This window comes from Paenibacillus cremeus, assembly GCF_007786445.1.
In the GTDB taxonomy this organism is placed as follows: domain Bacteria; phylum Bacillota; class Bacilli; order Paenibacillales; family NBRC-103111; genus Paenibacillus_G; species Paenibacillus_G cremeus.
Genome location: NZ_VNJI01000012.1, coordinates 1 through 17734, shown reverse-complemented (window position 1 = coordinate 17734; position 17734 = coordinate 1). Strand labels below are relative to the sequence as shown.

At 53.9% G+C, this 17734-nt stretch carries 17 protein-coding genes; 16 read left to right on the top strand and 1 reads right to left on the bottom strand.

Annotated elements, in window-relative coordinates:
- Positions 1-93 precede the first annotated feature (93 nt).
- The 9 genes from FPZ49_RS35680 to FPZ49_RS11530 all read left to right on the top strand — a co-directional run bounded on the left by FPZ49_RS35680 (position 94) and on the right by FPZ49_RS11530 (position 9437).
- Positions 94-336 (top strand): hypothetical protein, encoded by a 243-nt coding sequence (locus FPZ49_RS35680; protein ID WP_186445778.1) that lies wholly within the window; start codon positions 94-96, stop codon positions 334-336.
- Complete coding sequence (locus FPZ49_RS11565) at positions 300-2075, top strand: sensor histidine kinase (protein ID WP_186445777.1); 1776 nt, start codon at positions 300-302, stop codon at positions 2073-2075. Before FPZ49_RS35680 ends, FPZ49_RS11565 begins: the two co-directional genes overlap by 37 nt.
- The gene (locus FPZ49_RS11560) at positions 2072-3637 is read left to right on the top strand and encodes a response regulator transcription factor (protein WP_144846699.1); all 1566 of its coding nucleotides are present in this window, start codon (positions 2072-2074) and stop codon (positions 3635-3637) included. The genes FPZ49_RS11565 and FPZ49_RS11560 overlap by 4 nt, the downstream gene beginning before the upstream one ends.
- Positions 3638-3737: 100 nt before the next feature.
- Positions 3738-5051, top strand: coding sequence for an ABC transporter substrate-binding protein (locus tag FPZ49_RS11555; RefSeq protein ID WP_144846697.1), 1314 nt, complete (start codon positions 3738-3740; stop codon positions 5049-5051).
- Positions 5052-5149: 98 nt separating this feature from the next.
- A complete protein-coding gene (locus FPZ49_RS11550; RefSeq protein ID WP_144846695.1) occupies positions 5150-6028 on the top strand; it encodes a carbohydrate ABC transporter permease in 879 nt (292 codons plus the stop codon).
- The gene (locus tag FPZ49_RS11545; RefSeq protein WP_391563815.1) at positions 6025-6858 is read left to right on the top strand and encodes a carbohydrate ABC transporter permease; all 834 of its coding nucleotides are present in this window, start codon (positions 6025-6027) and stop codon (positions 6856-6858) included. Before FPZ49_RS11550 ends, FPZ49_RS11545 begins: the two co-directional genes overlap by 4 nt.
- A gap of 137 nt (positions 6859-6995) precedes the next feature.
- Positions 6996-7706, top strand: coding sequence for a response regulator transcription factor (locus FPZ49_RS11540; RefSeq protein WP_144846693.1), 711 nt, complete (start codon positions 6996-6998; stop codon positions 7704-7706).
- A 6-nt stretch (positions 7707-7712) separates the two neighbouring features.
- Positions 7713-9077, top strand: coding sequence for a sensor histidine kinase (locus FPZ49_RS11535; protein ID WP_144846691.1), 1365 nt, complete (start codon positions 7713-7715; stop codon positions 9075-9077).
- Positions 9078-9209: 132 nt separating this feature from the next.
- Positions 9210-9437 carry a 3-dehydroquinate dehydratase gene (locus FPZ49_RS11530; protein WP_144846689.1) on the top strand — a complete coding sequence of 76 codons (228 nt, stop codon included), beginning with the start codon at positions 9210-9212 and terminating at the stop codon, positions 9435-9437.
- Between the two features lie 56 nt (positions 9438-9493).
- Here FPZ49_RS11530 and FPZ49_RS11525 read toward each other — a convergent pair whose 3' ends face one another.
- A complete protein-coding gene (locus FPZ49_RS11525; RefSeq protein ID WP_144846687.1) occupies positions 9494-10291 on the bottom strand; it encodes an AraC family transcriptional regulator in 798 nt (265 codons plus the stop codon).
- Positions 10292-10434: 143 nt separating this feature from the next.
- Between FPZ49_RS11525 and FPZ49_RS11520 the strand changes: the two genes are divergently transcribed.
- The 7 genes from FPZ49_RS11520 (at position 10435) to FPZ49_RS35675 (ending at position 17539) form a co-directional block, all read left to right on the top strand.
- The gene (locus tag FPZ49_RS11520; RefSeq protein ID WP_144846685.1) at positions 10435-11211 is read left to right on the top strand and encodes a sugar phosphate isomerase/epimerase family protein; all 777 of its coding nucleotides are present in this window, start codon (positions 10435-10437) and stop codon (positions 11209-11211) included.
- Positions 11212-11262: 51 nt separating this feature from the next.
- Positions 11263-12282 carry a Gfo/Idh/MocA family protein gene (locus FPZ49_RS11515; RefSeq protein ID WP_144846683.1) on the top strand — a complete coding sequence of 340 codons (1020 nt, stop codon included), beginning with the start codon at positions 11263-11265 and terminating at the stop codon, positions 12280-12282.
- A 346-nt stretch (positions 12283-12628) separates the two neighbouring features.
- Positions 12629-13672 carry a BMP family lipoprotein gene (locus tag FPZ49_RS11510; RefSeq protein WP_144846681.1) on the top strand — a complete coding sequence of 348 codons (1044 nt, stop codon included), beginning with the start codon at positions 12629-12631 and terminating at the stop codon, positions 13670-13672.
- Positions 13673-13765: 93 nt separating this feature from the next.
- Complete coding sequence (locus FPZ49_RS11505; RefSeq protein WP_144846679.1) at positions 13766-15304, top strand: ABC transporter ATP-binding protein; 1539 nt, start codon at positions 13766-13768, stop codon at positions 15302-15304.
- Between the two features lie 4 nt (positions 15305-15308).
- Positions 15309-16385 (top strand): ABC transporter permease, encoded by a 1077-nt coding sequence (locus tag FPZ49_RS11500; RefSeq protein ID WP_144846677.1) that lies wholly within the window; start codon positions 15309-15311, stop codon positions 16383-16385.
- 1 nt (position 16386) lies between these two features.
- The gene (locus FPZ49_RS11495) at positions 16387-17349 is read left to right on the top strand and encodes an ABC transporter permease (RefSeq protein WP_144846675.1); all 963 of its coding nucleotides are present in this window, start codon (positions 16387-16389) and stop codon (positions 17347-17349) included.
- Positions 17350-17371: 22 nt separating this feature from the next.
- Complete coding sequence (locus FPZ49_RS35675; protein ID WP_186445776.1) at positions 17372-17539, top strand: hypothetical protein; 168 nt, start codon at positions 17372-17374, stop codon at positions 17537-17539.
- The last annotated feature ends 195 nt before the right edge of the window (positions 17540-17734 follow it).

Genomic DNA, 17734 nt, shown 5'->3' with positions numbered 1-17734 from the left:
GAGCCAGATGTGCCTCGCAACGAGAATAACGGAACTGTATTCCGCTATTGCGCTGTTTTTGACCAGATCGGCTGAAATGGGGGAAATAACGGAATGGAGTTCCGTTATTTTCTTGAAATGGCGTCTGGCGGGCAAATAACGGATTCCAGTTCCGATAGACCTCGCGGTATGCTGGCGCCTCCGGTTCTATTTTTTGGGGCTGCAGGGTTGAAATGGTTGTGGGGTCAGGGGCTTGTTGCTAAAATGGCAATAGCATCAATGGCGGAACAGAACGATGCAGGTGAGGGAGGATGCTACAAGTGTGGTTTAAAAGGAGCTTATTTGCCAAATTATTGATCGGTATGCTCATCTCGGCCGTGATCCCTTTAACCTTGTCTATTATTATTTCGTATAAAACGACATCGCGTTCGGTAGAGCGTCAGGTCATCGAGCTCAATCAGAATACGATGGACAGCGGAATGGACAATATCAAGCGATATTTGGATGAGCTGAACCATATTTCGGTTTCTTTTTACTATGATCAAACCTTGATGCGCTATTTAAGATCGCAGGAAATTAAGCCGGTGCAAACGCTAGCCCTCACAAGCCAAGTAGCCAGCATTTACAACAGCCGTCCCGAATTTCGTGCGGTGCGTTACATCAGCGCTTTGACCGGGGAAACGGTTATCAACGCGGATATCGCCCGGGTCGGCATCAATATGGTTCTCCCCAATATCACGATCCCGCGAAGCGAGAACGAGGCGCTGGACAATACCAGATGGTTTGAGGTCACGAAGGTAGGCGGAGAGCCTGCGCTGGCCTTCCACAAGCCGATCGTGGATTATCCGTCATCGGCCGTGTTGGGGGCGGTTTCGATTTATACCGGACTAACCGAAATCGAGCGAAGGATGCGTCCCTTAATGATGTCCACGCCTAATGATGGCGAGCATGTCTTTTTGTACATCCAAAACGAAATGAAGCTGCTCTATTCCTCTGCCGCAGAACTGCCTGCCGAGCTAACGCAGGAAAGAGTGGCGAAGGAGCTTGTGGGGGACAGAGGCTCCGTGAACGGAAAATGGAACGGGCGCAGCGGAATTTATATCTATGTGCGGGACCGGTATCTCGATTTGCCGATCACCATTGTCAAATTCGTGCCTACAGCCGCCGTGAATGAATCGGCTAACCGTACGCTCAACCGGTCGTTGGTCATCCAATTCATCGCCGTGGCGTTTGTGCTGGTGCTTGCCGGCATTTTGTCCTACTTTACCATTGCTCCGGTTAAACGGCTGCTTCGCAGTATCGCCCGGGTGGAGACCGGCAACTTTGAGCTGGAGCCTTCCACCGGCCGGATGGACGAGCTCGGCGTACTGGAGCACCGGTTTCAAACGATGGTTCGGAATTTGGACGACCTGATGAACCGGGAGTATCGGAACCGCTTAGAGCTATCGACGGCGCAGTTAAAAATGCTGCAGGCCCAGATCAATCCGCATTTTCTATACAACACACTGCAGTCAATCGGGACGCTTGCCCTTCGCCACGGCTCCGAAGAGATCAGTGATAAAATCGCCGAGCTTGGAGCCATTTTGCGCTACAGCATGGATTTGAAGACGGAGACCGTGCCGCTGCAAAAGGAGATCCAGCACATCGAGCACTACTTGTCGCTGCAAACGGGACGGTTTAAAAATAAGCTGTCTTACACGCTGTCTTGTCCGAGCGAAGCGATGGAGCTGCCTGTGCCCAAGTTGATCCTGCAGCCGTTAGTGGAAAACAGCATTATTCACGGTCTGGAAAAAGGGCGGGGCTCCGGTGCCATACATATCGGCATTGAGATCGATGAAACACTTTGCGTCCGCGTGATGGATAACGGAAAAGGAATAGATGCGGTGACCGTGAAACGGATTCAGCAGGAGTATGCCGAGCGTCAATTTCATACCGGACAGGAAGGCGGGATTGGGCTAATCAATGTGCTCACACGGCTGCGTCTTCATTACAATCAAGGATTCGACTGGGATATTCAAAGTACTCCCTATGAGGCCACGGTGATTACACTGCGCATCCCCGTCGACAGCTTAGCCAAGGAGGCGTTCGGAAGTTGAAGGTATTAATAGCGGATGATGAAGAGCATGTACGGGAAGGAATCGAGCTGGCCGTCGATTGGGATAAATACGGCGTCACCGAGCGATGGATGGCGGAAGACGGGCAGCAAGCTATCGAATTGATCCGCCAGCATAATCCTGCGGTGCTGTTTTGCGACATGAGCATGCCGAACATGAGCGGGACAGAGCTGCTGAGCCTGCTCCGCGAGGAGGGCTGGGAGACACAGGTCATCGTGGTGAGCGGGTATGACGATTTTCCATATACACGTGCAGCGCTTCGGGCGAACGGGGTGGATTATTTGCTTAAGCCGTTTCGAAAAAGCGATTTGGAGCAAGCGCTTGCACGGGCGATAGCGGCATGGCAGGCGAAGGAAAGCAGTCTGCGGGAGGAGCGGGAAACGGAATACCGGCTGCGACGGGCGGATGCGCTTTTGGACGAGCAGAAGCTGGCCGGGTATTTCAAAGGAGAGGCTGCGCTGCACGAGGGGATCCGGAGTTTGTTTTTCAAAATCGGGTTGTCCACGGAGCATCTGAGAGTGGCTTTAGTGCTTCCGCGTAACGGGATGGGGATCGTAGAACGCAGGTTCTACGGCGATGGCGAGCTGTTTGTTTTTGCCGTCAACAATATCGCCCACGAAACCTTGAAGCAGCACAGCTCCCATTACTTGTGCCGGCTGGATGGGCATCAATGGCTGCTGATCACCGCCGCGGAGGGAAGCATTAAACCGGCAGACGAGCACCGCCGATATATGGACAAAGTGAAAGCGGCGTGGCGAAGCACGCTCGGGCTTGACGTACTCGTAGGCCTGTGCGAGACGGAAGCTAGAGTGGAGACACTTCCCGCTGCTATCGGTGCTGCGCGTACAGCGCTGCTGAAGTGCAATCTGCTGCATTCCGGCAGCCCGGCTGCTTTAGGGAAGGAAGCTCCTCGATTGACAGACCAGCAAATCTTGCTCCAGGCCGCTCTGAAAAACGAAAACAAAGCGTACGCCGCTGAAATCATTCGCTCCTTTACGCAAAGGCTGCGGGAATGGGGTGCGCTCAGCCTGAAGGATTTGCAGGCCTACACAATGGAAGCCAATTTATTACTGCAACGAGCGAGCCGACTGCACGGGCCCGGGAAGGATGCGATAGATGCGTTTATGCCGCTCTGGGTGAGCGATTTGGACGAGTGGGAGAAAATGCTGATCCAGCAGTGGTGGATCCTGATCGAAGAGCAGGGGAGCGAAAGCTCCGGAATCCACGGCATTCAAGCGATTTACGATTATATCCATCGGCATTTTCAAGAGGATATTTCCTTATCGACGCTGTCCGAGCGGTTTCGCTTCAGTCCCCAGTACATCGCCAAAAGGTTTAAAGAGCTGTACAACACAACGCTCATGACTTATTTGACCGAGCTGCGAATGGAAAAAGCCAAATCGCTGCTCCTCCATACAGATATGACGATATCGGTCATGGCTGGCACCCTGGGATACACCGACGAGAATTACTTCAGCAAGGTGTTCAAAAAGCAGACCGGCGTTTCTCCGCTGCAATATCGGAAGCAGCGGCGAGATTCATAGATTCCTCTTTTTGGCGAAAATATTCTCTTACGTTCTTCCGGGCAGCCTTGTAGACTTAGATTTGTAAGAACTGGAAGCACTATAAGGGGGATGAGGCACAATGAAGAAAAAGTTTTCCATGCTAACCGTTGCCGCACTACTGCTGACTTCGCTCGTCGGCTGCGCCGGCGGAGATGAGCCTAAGAGCAGCTCGGGAGCGGCGTCCGGCTCCAATACCGGATCCAGCGCAGCTGCATCGGGCGGTGGCGCAAGTGGACAAAAAGTGACGCTCAAGCTGCTGCAGTTTAAAGTGGAAATTACCGACAAGGTCAAAGCGATGGCTGCCGATTACATGGCTCAGAACCCGAACGTCATCATTGAAGGCGGAGCGACCTCCGACTACGATACGCTTGTTAGAACCCGCTTTGCCTCCGGGGATGCGCCGGATATTTTCATGTCCAAGGCGTTTACGGATATTAAGGATTGGTCGGATAAGATCGCGGATTTGTCGAACGAGCCGTGGATGTCCAAGGTGGCTCCTGCGGCAGTCGAGGGAATGACGGTGGACGGCAAGAAGCTCGGCTTTCCGGTAGCGTTTGAAGGCTATGGCTTTATTTACAATAAGGATTTGTTTGCCAAGGCGGGTATTGACAAGGTTCCGACGACGCTGACGGAGCTGAAGCAGGTGAACGAGAAGCTGAAGGCTGCGGGCATCTTGTCCTACTCGGAAGGATATAAGGAATGGTGGGTGCTCGGCCAGCACTTGTTCAATCTGCCTTACGCTTATGAGAAAGACCCGGTTGGAATGATCCAAAAAATCAACAAGGGCGAAGCCAAAGTCAACAACGTAGCGAACATGAACGGGTTTTTCGATGTGCTTGATATGACCGTCAAATACGGCAAAGGAGCAGAATCCGTCGGCATCAGCTATGACAACCAGGTGTCCGAATTTTCAACGGGCAAAACGGCGATGATGCAGCAAGGCGTCTGGACGATCGATTCGATCGTGAAAATTAACCCGAACCTCAAGATCGGCATGTTTGCCATTCCGCTCAACGATAATGCCGCCGATACGAAGCTGCCAGTAGGCGTTCCGGGATACTACGTGCTGAACAAAAATTCGAAAAACCTGGCGGAGGCTAAAAAGTTCCTGACTTGGCTCCATGATAACGGGCAAAAATATTTGGTCGACTCCTTTAAGCTCATTCCGGCCTTCACCGATTTGAAAACATCGCCGGATCTCGGGCCGCTCGCGCAGGACCTTAGCAAATATGTAGAGAAAAACCAAACCATCCCATGGGCGCACACGCTCTGGCCGTCCGGCTCCAATCAAGAGTTTGCGAAGCCGCTGCAAGCCTATGTAGGCGGTCAATTGAACAAAGAGCAGACGTTGACGGAGGTTCAAAAAATTTGGACCGACCGGGTGAAAAAATAACCTTATCCGAAAGCTGACGCGGTGCAGGGCTTCCTTATCGGAGGCCGTGCACCGATTGTTTATCAGCTCCCAATAGGAAAGGAAGGAGAGGCCAAGCCATGACGACCATGAAAACCCGGCAATGGCTGATTTATACCGCTTTTGTGGCTCCAGCCGTGCTGTTTTTCACGCTGATCATCCTGGTTCCGTTTCTGCGGGCGATCCTATTTTCGTTCCAGGATTGGAATGGGATCAGCAGCGATATCCGCTGGGCCGGATGGAGCAATTTCCAAAAAATCATCCACGACACCGGCTTCTTGAAATCGTTTTTATTTACGTTTAAGTATGTCATTGCGACGACGATCGCGTTAAATGTTTGCGGGCTTTTTCTTGCCCTGGTGCTGAACATGTCGCTCAAAACCCGTAATATGCTGCGTACGGTATTCTTTTTGCCCTACGTAATCGGGTCGGTCATTATCGGGTTTATTTGGCAGTTTATTATTGTCCGGCTGTTTGGGGAAATCGGCAAATCGACCGGCTGGCTCTTGTTTCAAAAAAACTGGCTCAGCTTGCCCGAGCAAGCCTTCTGGTCTCTCGTGCTCGTCACGGTGTGGCATTCCGCCGGCTATTTCATGGTCATCTATTTGGCGGCCCTTCAAGGCGTGCCGAAGGATATGCTGGAAGCGGCGGAGATCGACGGAGCGGGGCGCATCAAGCGGTTTTGGCATGTGGTTCTGCCGCTCATCCGCCCTGCGATGACCATCAACCTGTTCCTTGCGATCTCGAGCGGATTTAAAGGCTTCGACCTCAACTTCGCGCTCACCAAAGGCGGACCGTTCGGGACGACCGAATCGCTGGCGTTTCACATTTATTTGGACGCGTTTACGAAAAACCTGTTTACCTATGCAGCAGCTAAGTCCGTCGTCTTTTTCCTCGTTCTGGCCTCCATTACGCTGGTGCAGGTGGCTGTGATGAAACGCCGGGAGGTGGAGCTGTGAATCACGGCCGTTATTCCGCCGGCAAGCTCATAATTGAGATATTGATGATTGTGCTTGCCTTGATGGTCTTTGTCCCTCTATATATCACCTTTGTTAACGGGTTTAAAACCTACAACGAAGTGGCGACCTCCACCTTGGCGCTGCCTCAGGTGTTCCAGTTCAAAAATTTTGCGGTCGTATGGAAGCAAATCAACTTTCTCGGGGTGTTCATGAATTCCCTGATCATTACCGTCACATCCGTGGCCGGTATTTTGTTTGTCAGCTCGGCAGCCGCTTTTCAGCTGGTGCGCCGTCCCGGCCTGGTCAGTCAAATCATTTTTCTAGCCATCCTGTCATCGCTTGTCATCCCGTTCCAGACAATGATGATTCCGCTGGTGAAGGTCGCCCAGGAGCTCAAGCTGATCAATACGCTGTACGGCATCATCATTATGTATTGGGGCTTCGGCGTACCGTTTGCGCTGTTCTTGTATCACGGCTTTATCAAGTCGGTCCCAAGGGAGCTGGAGGAAGCGGCCTTGATCGACGGCAGCGGAACCGCAGGGGTGTACTTCCGCATCTTACTTCCACTCCTAAAGCCGATTACCACCACGGTGGCGATTCTGAACTCGCTTTGGATTTGGAACGATTTCTTGCTGCCGCTCATTACGTTAAGCTCCAAAAAAAATCAAACGATTCCACTGGCCTCCTCCGTTTATTTCGGGCAGTATACGAACGAGTGGCACCTCGCGATGGCGGCGCTGACGATGGCTATAATCCCGATCATTATCTTTTTCCTCTCGATGCAGCGGTATATTATTCAGGGCATTACAGCCGGTGCAGTCAAAGGGTAAGTGTAAAAATAGGACCTCCGCGATTGAAGTCGTGGGGGTCCTTTTGATGCGGCTCCATTTCTTATAAAATAGCTTGAGCAAGCTCAGCGGACAAGGTATGATGGTACCATAGAGCAAGGCGTCCGGGGGTGAGACATGTGCAGATTTTAGTAGTGGAGGACGAACCGAAAATCCGTGAGGTGTTAATCGCTTACTTACGCAACGAGGGGTGGGAGGTCGATTGTACCCCGAACGGGCTGGAGGCGGTGGAGTGGTTCTCGAGCCGATCCTATGATCTGGTCATTCTCGATCTCATGCTGGAAGGACTGCCGGGGGAAGAGGTTTGCCGCCAAATTCGCCAAAAGTCGATCGTGCCGATTATTATGCTGACCTCCAAATCGCGGGAGAGCGATACGATTGAAGGGCTGAAGCTGGGCGCGGACGATTACATCCATAAGCCATTCCGGGTGAAGGAAGTGATCGCGCGCATTCATGCGCTGCTTCGCCGGGTCAAGGCGTTCGTGCCGGAGCCGCAAAAATCAGCGGTACAAACGTTCGACAAAGGCCGGCTGGTGCTGGATTTGGAGGCGAAGACGCTGCTCGTGAACGGTCTGCATGCGAACCTGACCTCGACCGAATTTAAGCTGATGTCCGTGTTCGCCGAGAAGCCGGGCAAAATCTTCAGCCGGATGGACTTATCCCATCAGGTGCTGGGCTATCGGTTTCATGGGGACAGTCGCTCGATCGATACGCACGTGAAGAACCTGCGCAAGAAGATTGAAGAAGACACCAAAGAGCCGCGATACATCTTAACGATGGTAGGGGCCGGCTATAAATTTACCGCGGAAGCGGATCAGAAGAAGGATTAATGCACGATGCTGCGCTTTTTGCGAAAAACGAACGTCATTTTATTTTTAACGCTGCAAGGCTGTTTCCTCGTCATCTTGACGATCATCGCTTACGGGTATAACTACAACTGGGAAGACGTTTTCCAGAGCTACCAAGAGGAGCAAATTAAGGTCAACGCCTTCAAAATGATGGACGATATCCGTAACGAGGACCTCAGCGTAGGTCCTTATTCTCCTGAGCAAAAAGCGTGGCTGACCCGTCGGGCGATGCTGTACGGCGTGCTGATTCGGTACGGCGCGGACCGGCAAGAGGTTTGGTTCGACATGTTCGGGAGCATCCCGAATATGAAAGACGCCGACATCCAAGAATTTCCGGTCGTGGCCAAGGGGCAAAATCGGGGGCTGCTGCAAATTGCCTTCAACAAGCAAATGAATCAGCTCGATCCGAGCTATGTCGCCTACCAGAAGGTGATGCAGGAGCGCTCGGCGCTGCTGTACAGTATCGCGGCCCTGCTGTCCATCGTGGTCAGCATTACTGTGTCGCGTCTCTTGTCGGCACATATGCAGCGGCTGAGGGAAACCGCAGGCCTTATTCGGACCGGTGACCGCCAAGTGCGCGCGCCGATCAAAGGCCCCGAGGAGGTGCGGCAGTTGGCGCTCACGCTCAACGAGCTGTCGGCCGAGCTCAAGATCCAGGAGGATTGGCGGCATGCGCTGATGGAGGATTTGACCCACGAGCTGCGGACGCCGCTTACCTCCATGCTGTCGCAGCTGGAAGCGATGATCGACGGCATCTATGAAGTGAACGTGGAGTGGCTGCAGCAGGTGTACGACGAGCTGATTCGGTTGACGCGTCTCATGACGGACATGGAGCGGCTCTCGGAAGCGGAGGCGGCGCGGTTTACGATTCACATCAAACGGGAGAATATGGTGCAGCTGGCGGAGCAGGTGTATCGAAACTTCCTGCCGATGGCCAAGAGCAAGAGCATCAAGCTGCGGTTCAACAACCCGAACGTGCCCTGCTATGCCGAAGTGGATCGGGATAAGCTGATCCAGGTCGTGTCCAACATTGTGTCCAATGCGGTCAAATATACGAACGATGGGGGTACGATCACGGTCGGCGTCGATTGGCAGCCGGAGGCGACGATTATTTACTGCCAAGACACGGGCATTGGGATCGGGGCGCAGGATCTGCCTTATGTATTCAACCGATTATACCGGGTGGACAAGTCCCGTTCGCGGTTCAGTGGCGGCGTCGGTCTCGGGCTCAGCATCGCCAAGGCGCTGGTGGAGGCGCACGAAGGTGTCATTGAGGTGGATAGTGAGCTGGGCATCGGCTCGCAGTTCCGGGTTACGATTCCCAATACATACAAGTCGATGAACCATCTTTAAGCTTATTTTTCGAAAGTTGTTCACAAATTGTAATATTATTTTAAGCTTATTTTAATAATCGTAATTTAAACTATTAGAGACGGATATGACTACCAACAAAGTAAAAATGGATATATAGGGACGGTGTTTCGGATGAAAGCTTTTGTCACGATCCAAAATAAACAAATTCCCGTGTTTGCCGACAGCCTGAATAAAAAAACGCTTAAACTCCTGAAGTCGGCCTTGGATAAAAAGGTGGAGAAGGGCCGTAAGGTCATGAAGCAATCCCTGCAATCTCTGATCAGCATCGAAGTGGTTGGGTGCGAAGCGATTTTGCATGCCTTGAACGAAAGAGATTCGGTGGCCCTGTCGTTGTACTAAGGCCATCTATACATGAAGAACCTAGCGGCCGCTAGGTTCTTTTTTGCATTATGCTGCTAGCTGTCGCTCCGATAGCTGCCGGGGGAGACGCCGTACCGCTCCTTGAACACCCGGTGAAAATACGAATAGCTGCCGAAGCCGCAGCTCTCGGCGATCTGCTCCAGCGTCATGGCAGTATATTTCATCCGTTCCAGCGCGGTGGAGAGCCGGATGTCGAGCGCGTACTCCATCATCGTTTTGCCGTAGCAGGCTTTGAACAGGTGCACGGCGCGGGAGACGCTCAGTCCGGCTTGCTTAGCGGCATCTTCCACCTTGAACGTGAGCGTGGCATGCTCCTCGATAAACCGTTTCAGGCGCGCCGCGGTAAACGAGGGCCCGGTAGCCGGCGATATTTCCTGGGCCGCGCGGTCCAGCATCAGGCACAGCGAGCGCAGCAAATAGCCGATCAGCTCCTCGTTGTTCTCCTGCTGCCGGCGCCGCTGCTCCAGCACGAGCTGCCGCCATAGGGCCAGCAGCCGTTCGTCCGGGTCAATTCGCACCATGGAGCGCTTGCCATTTCGTTTCCACCACTCATCAATCCAGCTGCCTTCGCAAAAGATATAGTAGTCGCCGCTGGCGATGACGTTGCCCTTGGCCGTCACCTCGCGCTCCTCCACGGTGAGCTCGTATTTGTCGCCGGGACTCAGCAGCAGCAGATCGCCCACGCCTAATTGGAGCGTTTGTCCGTTGATGACTGCGACGCTTGAGCCCTCGGTTTGCAGACGGAACAAGTAGGTGAGCAGGCCGCTTTTAAACTGGTTATAAAATCGTTCTTTATGGTAAGAGTAACCACAGGTGAGTAGGTTTGCCGTCATGACCGTTCGCTCCTGAGCACGAAATAATAGCCAAATTGTACAGGTTGTGATTAGATCGGATATGTTCATTTTAGCCGATTTGCTGGTAGTATGGAATCAAATACAACAAATCAAAACCAACAATGAATGGAGTGCTTTTGTCGATGAGAAGAATGGGAATCGGTTTGCAGATGTATACGCTTCGCAATGAAACTGCCGCGGATTTCGCTGGGACGCTTCGCCAAGTCGTTGAGCTCGGATATGAAGGCGTGGAATTTGCAGGCTACGGAGGACTCGCAGCCGAGGAGCTCAAAGCTTTGCTGCAGGAGCTGAACCTGAAGGCCATCGGTGCGCATGTCAGCTTGAAGAACCTGCGTGAGAATCTCCAAGGCGAGATCGATTATTTGAAAACGATCGGCGGAACGTATCTGATCTGCCCGTTCGTGGCGGTGGAAGAGCGTGATGTAGAGAGCTGGAAGCGCCTGTTTCCATTCTTCCAAGAGATCGGGGCGGAAGCGAGAAAGCAAGGGCTAGTATTCGCATACCATAACCACGCGTTTGAATTTGAAGTGAATGTAGGCGACGAGTTCGTGTTTGACGCGATGTATTCGCAGACGACACCGGAAGCGGTGCAAGTGGAAATGGACGTGTGCTGGGTTCAATTTGCTGGACAAGATCCGCTGGCATACATCCCGCGCTATGCCGGCCGTCTCCCGCTGCTTCATCTGAAGGACTTCACCAAGGATGAGGAAGGCAAAATGAAGACACTTGAGGTGGGAACAGGCGACGTGCAATTGCAGGGCGTCATCGCAGCTGCATCCGACGCAGGTGTGGAGTGGCTGATCGTGGAGCAGGACCACTGCTACCAGAATCCGCCGCTGCAAAGCGTATCGAACAGCTTGAACTGGGTGAAGCAAAATTATTTGTCCCAGCTGGCTTAATATTTAGAGCGTAAATCTTTTATTACCTAAAGAAGAGGGGTTCTTTTTTCCATGAGCAAAATTAAAGTAGCTGTTATCGGCTGCGGTGCAATCGCACAGCGCCGTCACATTCCTGAATATGAGCAAAACCCGAACGTCGAGCTGGTAGCCTTCTGCGATCCAGTGATTGAGCGTGCGGAAAAGTATGCCGAAAAGCATGGTGCTAAGGCTTACGCGGACTATAAAGAGCTGCTGGCGAAGGAAAAAGTAGACGCAGTTAGCGTCTGCACGCCGAACGCGCTGCACGCGGCGGTTGCGATTGCTGCTGCGAATGCAGGCGCTCACGTGCTCGTGGAGAAGCCGATGGCCGGCTCCGCTGAGGAAGGCCGCGCCATGATCGAAGCGGCTAGCCGCAATGGCGTGTACCTGATGGTTGGCCATAACCAGCGTTTGATGCCTCCGCATGTGAAGGCGAAGGAGATTTTGGACAGCGGCAAGCTCGGTCGCGTCCTCACGTTCCGCACCTCCTTTGGTCATCCAGGACCGGAAGGCTGGAGCGTAGACGGGAAGGGCAGCTGGTTCTTCCGCAAGGGAGAGGCGATTATGGGCGCGATGGGCGATCTGGGCGTACATAAGTCCGACTTTATTCGCTACCTGCTGAATGACGAAGTGGCGGACATTGCCGCATTCGTCGGCACGATCCATAAGGAAGGCACGGATGTCGACGATAACGCGACGTGCATCCTGCGAATGAAGAGCGGCGCGATCGGCACCTTAGTCGCTAGCTGGACGCAATACAAAGGCGGCGACAACAGCACGGTTCTGTGGTGCGAGAACGGCGTGATGGAGATTGGTACGGGCGCCGGCGATCAGGTTGAAGTGAAGCTGCGCAACGGCAGTGTCGAGACCTACAAGGTCGGCGCGATGGCGACGAACGAGAAGCAAACGGACAGCGGCGTTATCAACGAGTTCGTGAACTGCCTCGTCACGAACACGCCGCCAAGCATCTCCGGCGAGGAGGGGCTTCGCTCGCTGCAGGTGATCCTAGCTGCGTTCGAGTCCCAGGCTACCGGCAAGGTTATAGCACTGTAAGGTTTGAGCTAAGACAGTCCACCCGCTATCGGGTGGGCTGTTTTTTTGTTGTGGCGCCGGGGCGGTGCCGGTGGGTGGAGCGGGCGGGAGAGCGGGGAATATCCCGCACATGTGGTCGTTGCGCGTGGCTGTGGCGGAAAGAGGAGTAAATGTACCTCACCAGTGCCCGCGGCGCGTGAACTCCACAGCGAGAGAGGTAAATCTCCCCTAGTTGGCGCCCTCCCAATCTTTACAATATTTTAACTGGACGCTGGTCAAAAAAGGCTTTATAATAAGTGTGCATTTCATACATAACTTTAGAATAACATTAGATGTATGATTTTCTAACACGAGGGGGCGTATACAAATGAAAACATGGGTCAAAGCAACGGCGGGTCTTATGCTGGCTGCGACGCTGGTTATTTCCGGCTGCGGCAGCAAGGGCACGGATTCCAAGCCGGCCGCAGGCGGCGCGGCGGCAACAAGCAGCAAGAAGGGCGAGAAGTTCAACATCGGGATGGTTACCGATATCGGCGGGGTGAACGACAAGTCGTTTAACCAAAGCGCATGGGAGGGTCTGAAACAAATCGAGAAGGACACCGGCGCAAAAGTAAAATATTTGCAAAGTAAAGGCGATGCCGACTTCGTTCCGAACCTGAACCAATTCGTCAAGGACAACTACAACCTGACTTGGGGCATCGGCTTTCTGATGGGCGACGCGGTCAAAACCGTAGCCGCTCAAAATCCAAAATCGCAATTTGCCATCATTGATAACGTAGTAGAAGCACCGAACGTAGAGTCCGTTACTTTTGCTGAGCACGAAGGTTCGTATCTGGCTGGTGTTGTAGCGGGACTGACAACCAAAACAAACAAAATCGGTTTTGTCGGCGGTCTTGATATTCCAGTTATCAAGCGTTTTGAAGCAGGCTTCAAAGCGGGCGTTGCTGCAGTGAACCCGAATGCTAAGGTCACGATCAACTACACCGGCGCCTTCGATAAGCCGGACCTGGGTAAAGTAGCGGCGGCTACGATCTATAACGACGGTGCGGATATCATTTTCCACGCAGCGGGCGCAACAGGTAACGGGGTGTTCAACGAAGCGAAGGACCGTTTGAAAGCCGGCAAAAAGGTTTGGGTTATCGGCGTCGACAAAGACCAATCGCTGGAGTTCGGTGACGATGTAACGCTGACCTCGATGATGAAGCGCGTTGACCAAGCGGTGATCCGTGTAACGAACGATGCGATCGACGGGAAATTCCAAGCAGGCAAAATCGTAACCTTGGGCCTCAAAGAAGACGGCGTAGGCTTGCCGGAAACCTCCAGCAAGAACGTGGCTCCAGACGTGCTGAAGAAGGTTCAAGAGTACAAGGACAAGATCGTTAAAGGCGAAATCAAGGTTCCGGATAAATAAGTTTCAGATGTAGCTGCCACATAGCGCGATCAAATACCCGACAAGGCTGGTTATGGACCGGCCTTGTCGTTTGTGTGTTAAAGGGGGAGAGTTATGCGTTCAGCAGAAACGATGGTTGAACTGCGCGGCATTACCAAGCGGTTTCCTGGCATTACCGCCAACGATGCGATCAGCTTCAAGCTGGCCAAAGGCGAGATCCACGCGCTCCTCGGCGAGAATGGGGCGGGTAAATCGACGCTGATGAACATTTTGTTCGGCTTGTATCAGCCGGATGAGGGCGAGATTTGGGTCAAAGGCAGCAAGGAGGCAATCACCAGTCCGCAGAAAGCAATTGAGCTCGGGATCGGGATGGTGCATCAGCATTTTAAGCTGGTCCAACCGTTCACCGTGACGGAAAATATTATTCTCGGCAGCGAGCCCCGCAAAGGCGCGGCCATCGATTATAAATCGGCACAGAGCAAGGTGAGCAGCCTGTCGGAGCAGTACGGACTCAGCGTCGATCCGAAGGCGAAAATCCAGGACATTTCGGTGGGGATGCAGCAGCGGGTGGAGATTTTGAAAACGCTGTATCGGGGCGCGGACATCCTGATCTTCGACGAGCCGACCGCCGTGTTAACGCCGCAGGAGATTCAGGAACTGATGGAGATTTTGCGAAAGCTGGCGGGGGAAGGGAAATCGATCATCCTCATCACCCACAAGCTGAAGGAAATTATGGCGCTGGCCGACACGGTCACGATCATCCGTCGCGGGAAAGTCATCGACACGGTCAGCGTAGCGGAGACGAATCCACAGCAGCTGGCGGAGAAAATGGTCGGCCGCAGCGTCATTTTCGAGGTGGCAAAGAAAAAGGCCGAGCCCGGCAGCGCCGTGCTTAGCGTGAAGGGGCTTACTGCTACGGGCAATCGCGGCAATCTGGCGCTGAACGGACTGTCGCTTGAAGTGCGCAAGGGTGAAATTCTTGGACTCGCCGGCGTTGATGGCAATGGACAAAGCGAGCTGATCGAGGCGCTGACCGGCCTGCGGCAGGTGCAAAGCGGGGAGATCCGGCTGAACGGCACCCAGCTCACGAATGCGACACCGCGCGCCATTTCCGAAAGCGGCCTGTCCCATATACCGGAGGACCGGCATAAGCACGGGCTGGTGCTGGATTTTACGATGAGCGAAAATATGGTGCTGGAGACGTACTACAACCCGAAATTCAGCAAGGGGATGTTCCTGAACGCGGAGGCGATCGATAAGCATGCCGAGAAGCTGATTCGCGAGTTCGACGTGCGTACGCCGAGCATTTACAACAAGGCCCGGTCGCTGTCCGGGGGGAATCAGCAGAAGGCGATCATTGCCCGCGAGCTGGATAAAGCTCCGGACGTGCTCATCGCGGCACAGCCGACGCGGGGGCTGGATGTGGGAGCCATCGAGTTCGTGCACAAAAAGCTGATCGAGGCCCGGGACCAAGGGAAAGCGGTGCTGCTCATCTCCTTCGAGCTGGACGAAATTCGGAATGTGTCCGACCGGATTGCGGTCATCTATGAGGGGCAAATTGTTGGCGAGGTACTGCCGGAAAATACCAACGACGAAGAGCTCGGACTGCTGATGGCCGGAAGTGCACGGGCAGGGAAAGGGGGGCAAAGCTAAATCCATGAATAAATTGATCAAAATCATGACCAAAGAATCCGCGCTCGTACCTGTTACGGCGATTGTGATGGGGCTGCTATTCGGGGCATTAGTCATGCTCGCGGGCGGCTATAACCCGATCACGGCCTATACCGCACTGGTCGGCAAAGTGTTCGGCAACCCCTACGACTTCGGCGAGACGATTCGGGAAATTACGCCGCTCATTTTGACGGGGTTGTCGGTTGCTTTTGCCTTTCGGACAGGTCTGTTCAATATCGGAGCGGAGGGTCAGTTCATTGCGGGAATGACCGGGGCTACCCTGATCGGGGTCAAGCTGGATCTGCCGTGGTTCATTCACGCACCGCTTGCGATTGTTGTTGGAGCACTGCTGGGCGGCCTGTGGGGCGCGCTTGCCGGCTATTTGAAGGCGAAGCGGGGCGTCAATGAGGTGATTACGACGATCATGCTCAATTGGATCGCGTTGTTTTTATCTAATTATATTCTCAATCAATTCCTGCTTCAGCCGGGGCAGCAGCGTTCGGTCATGATCCATGACTCAGCCTCGATCTCGATCGGCTGGCTGTCGGAGCTCATGAGCAATGCTCGGATGCATTGGGGCACGCTGATTGCGATGGCGGCTACGGCGGTATTTTACATCATTCTGTGGAAAACAAAGCAAGGCTACGAGCTCCGCGCCGTCGGCCTTAATCCGGATGCGGCGCGCTATGCGGGCATGAATGTCAGCGGCAGCGTCATCAAAGCGATGTTCATCGGCGGAGTGTTCGCGGGTCTCGCGGGCGTGGTTGAGGTGCTCGGCGTGTTCCATTATGAGGTTGTAATGGCTGCTTCTCCAGGCTATGGCTTCGACGGCATCGCGGTATCGCTGCTCGGCGGCAACAATCCGATCGGCGTCGTGCTAGCTGCGATCCTGTTCGGTTCGCTTACCTACGGCTCGGCAGGAATGAGCTTTGCCGCCGACGTGCCTCCGGAAATTATCCGGGTGGTGATCGGCTCGGTCATTTTCTTCGTGGCGGCACACGGGATCGTGAGGTATGTGCTGAAACCGGTCTATGCCAAGCGGAAGAAAGAGGAGGCGGCTTAAAATGGATTTTCTTCGCGTAATGGGCGAGCTGGTGAATACGACGCTGGTGTTCTCGACTGCGTTGATTTTTACCGCTTTGGGCGGGATTTACTCCGAGCGTTCGGGTGTCGTCAACATCGGCCTCGAAGGGCTGATGGTTTCGGGTGCGTTTGCTGCGGCGGTGGCCACACACGGAGCGGAGCAAGCGGGGCTAACCGGCTTGGCGCCGTGGCTCGGGCTGCTGGCGGCGATGATTTTCGGCACGCTGTTCTCGCTAATTCACGCTGCGGCGTCCGTGACGTTCAAGGCGGATCAGGTGGTTAGCGGCGTGGTCATTAACTTTTTGGCGGCGGGGATGACGTTGTATTTGGTCAAGCTGCTGTACGACGGCTCCGGTCAGACGGAGACCTTGGGCGCGGTGTTCAGCAAAGTGGAAATTCCCGTGCTGTCTTCGATTCCATTCCTTGGAGAGGCACTGTTTAAGGCCTATCCTACCACGTATCTGGCACTCATTCTCGTAGCGGTAACATATTATGTATTGTTCAAAACGCCTTTCGGCCTTCGGCTGCGCTCGGTGGGTGAGCATCCTAGTGCAGCGGCCACAATGGGAATTCGCGTGTCGCGTTACCGGTATATCGGGGTCATGCTGAGCGGTGCGCTCGCTGGCCTCGGCGGGGCGACGATTACGCTGACGACGACGAGCAATTTTTCGCACAACACGATTTCGGGGCAGGGCTTTATCGCTTTGGCGGCGATGATTTTCGGCAAATGGCATCCGGTGGGCGTGCTGGGGGCGGCGATTTTCTTCGGGCTCTCACAGGCACTGCGGAATTTCGTGCAGCTGTTCGATTTTTCCAAAAACGTGCCGGCCGAATTCCTGTATATGCTGCCCTATATTTTGACTATCCTTGTATTAGCGGGTGCCGTAGGGCGAGCGGTTCCACCGTCCTCGCTGGGCGAGCCCTATGATCCGGGCAAACGGTAAAATGCAAGTGTGAGGTGCGGCCATGCAAGCCTATGAGGAGAAGCAGATCGGTACGGATACGATCTTGGAGGATTACGAGGAGTATCTGGACGACGACGATGACCGCTGGCGGCCTCCAGGCACGCCGGACGTTAGGCGCAAGAAGACGACGTTCGGGCAGCCGAAGCCGTTCGGGGTGAGAAAAAGGTAGGGAGAAACGGTAGTTAGGGTGAAACCTGGCTGCCGTTTTTTTGTTTAAGGCGGTAGCGCGTAAAGCGGAAAATGCTCTTCTGTCAAGAAAGTGGACACCCGTAACTCAGGCCTCACGCCTGTAGTACTGCTCCTCGAACCGCGCCGGTGACATGTAGCCAATCGTGCTGTTGGAGCGCTTTCGGTTATAAAAAAA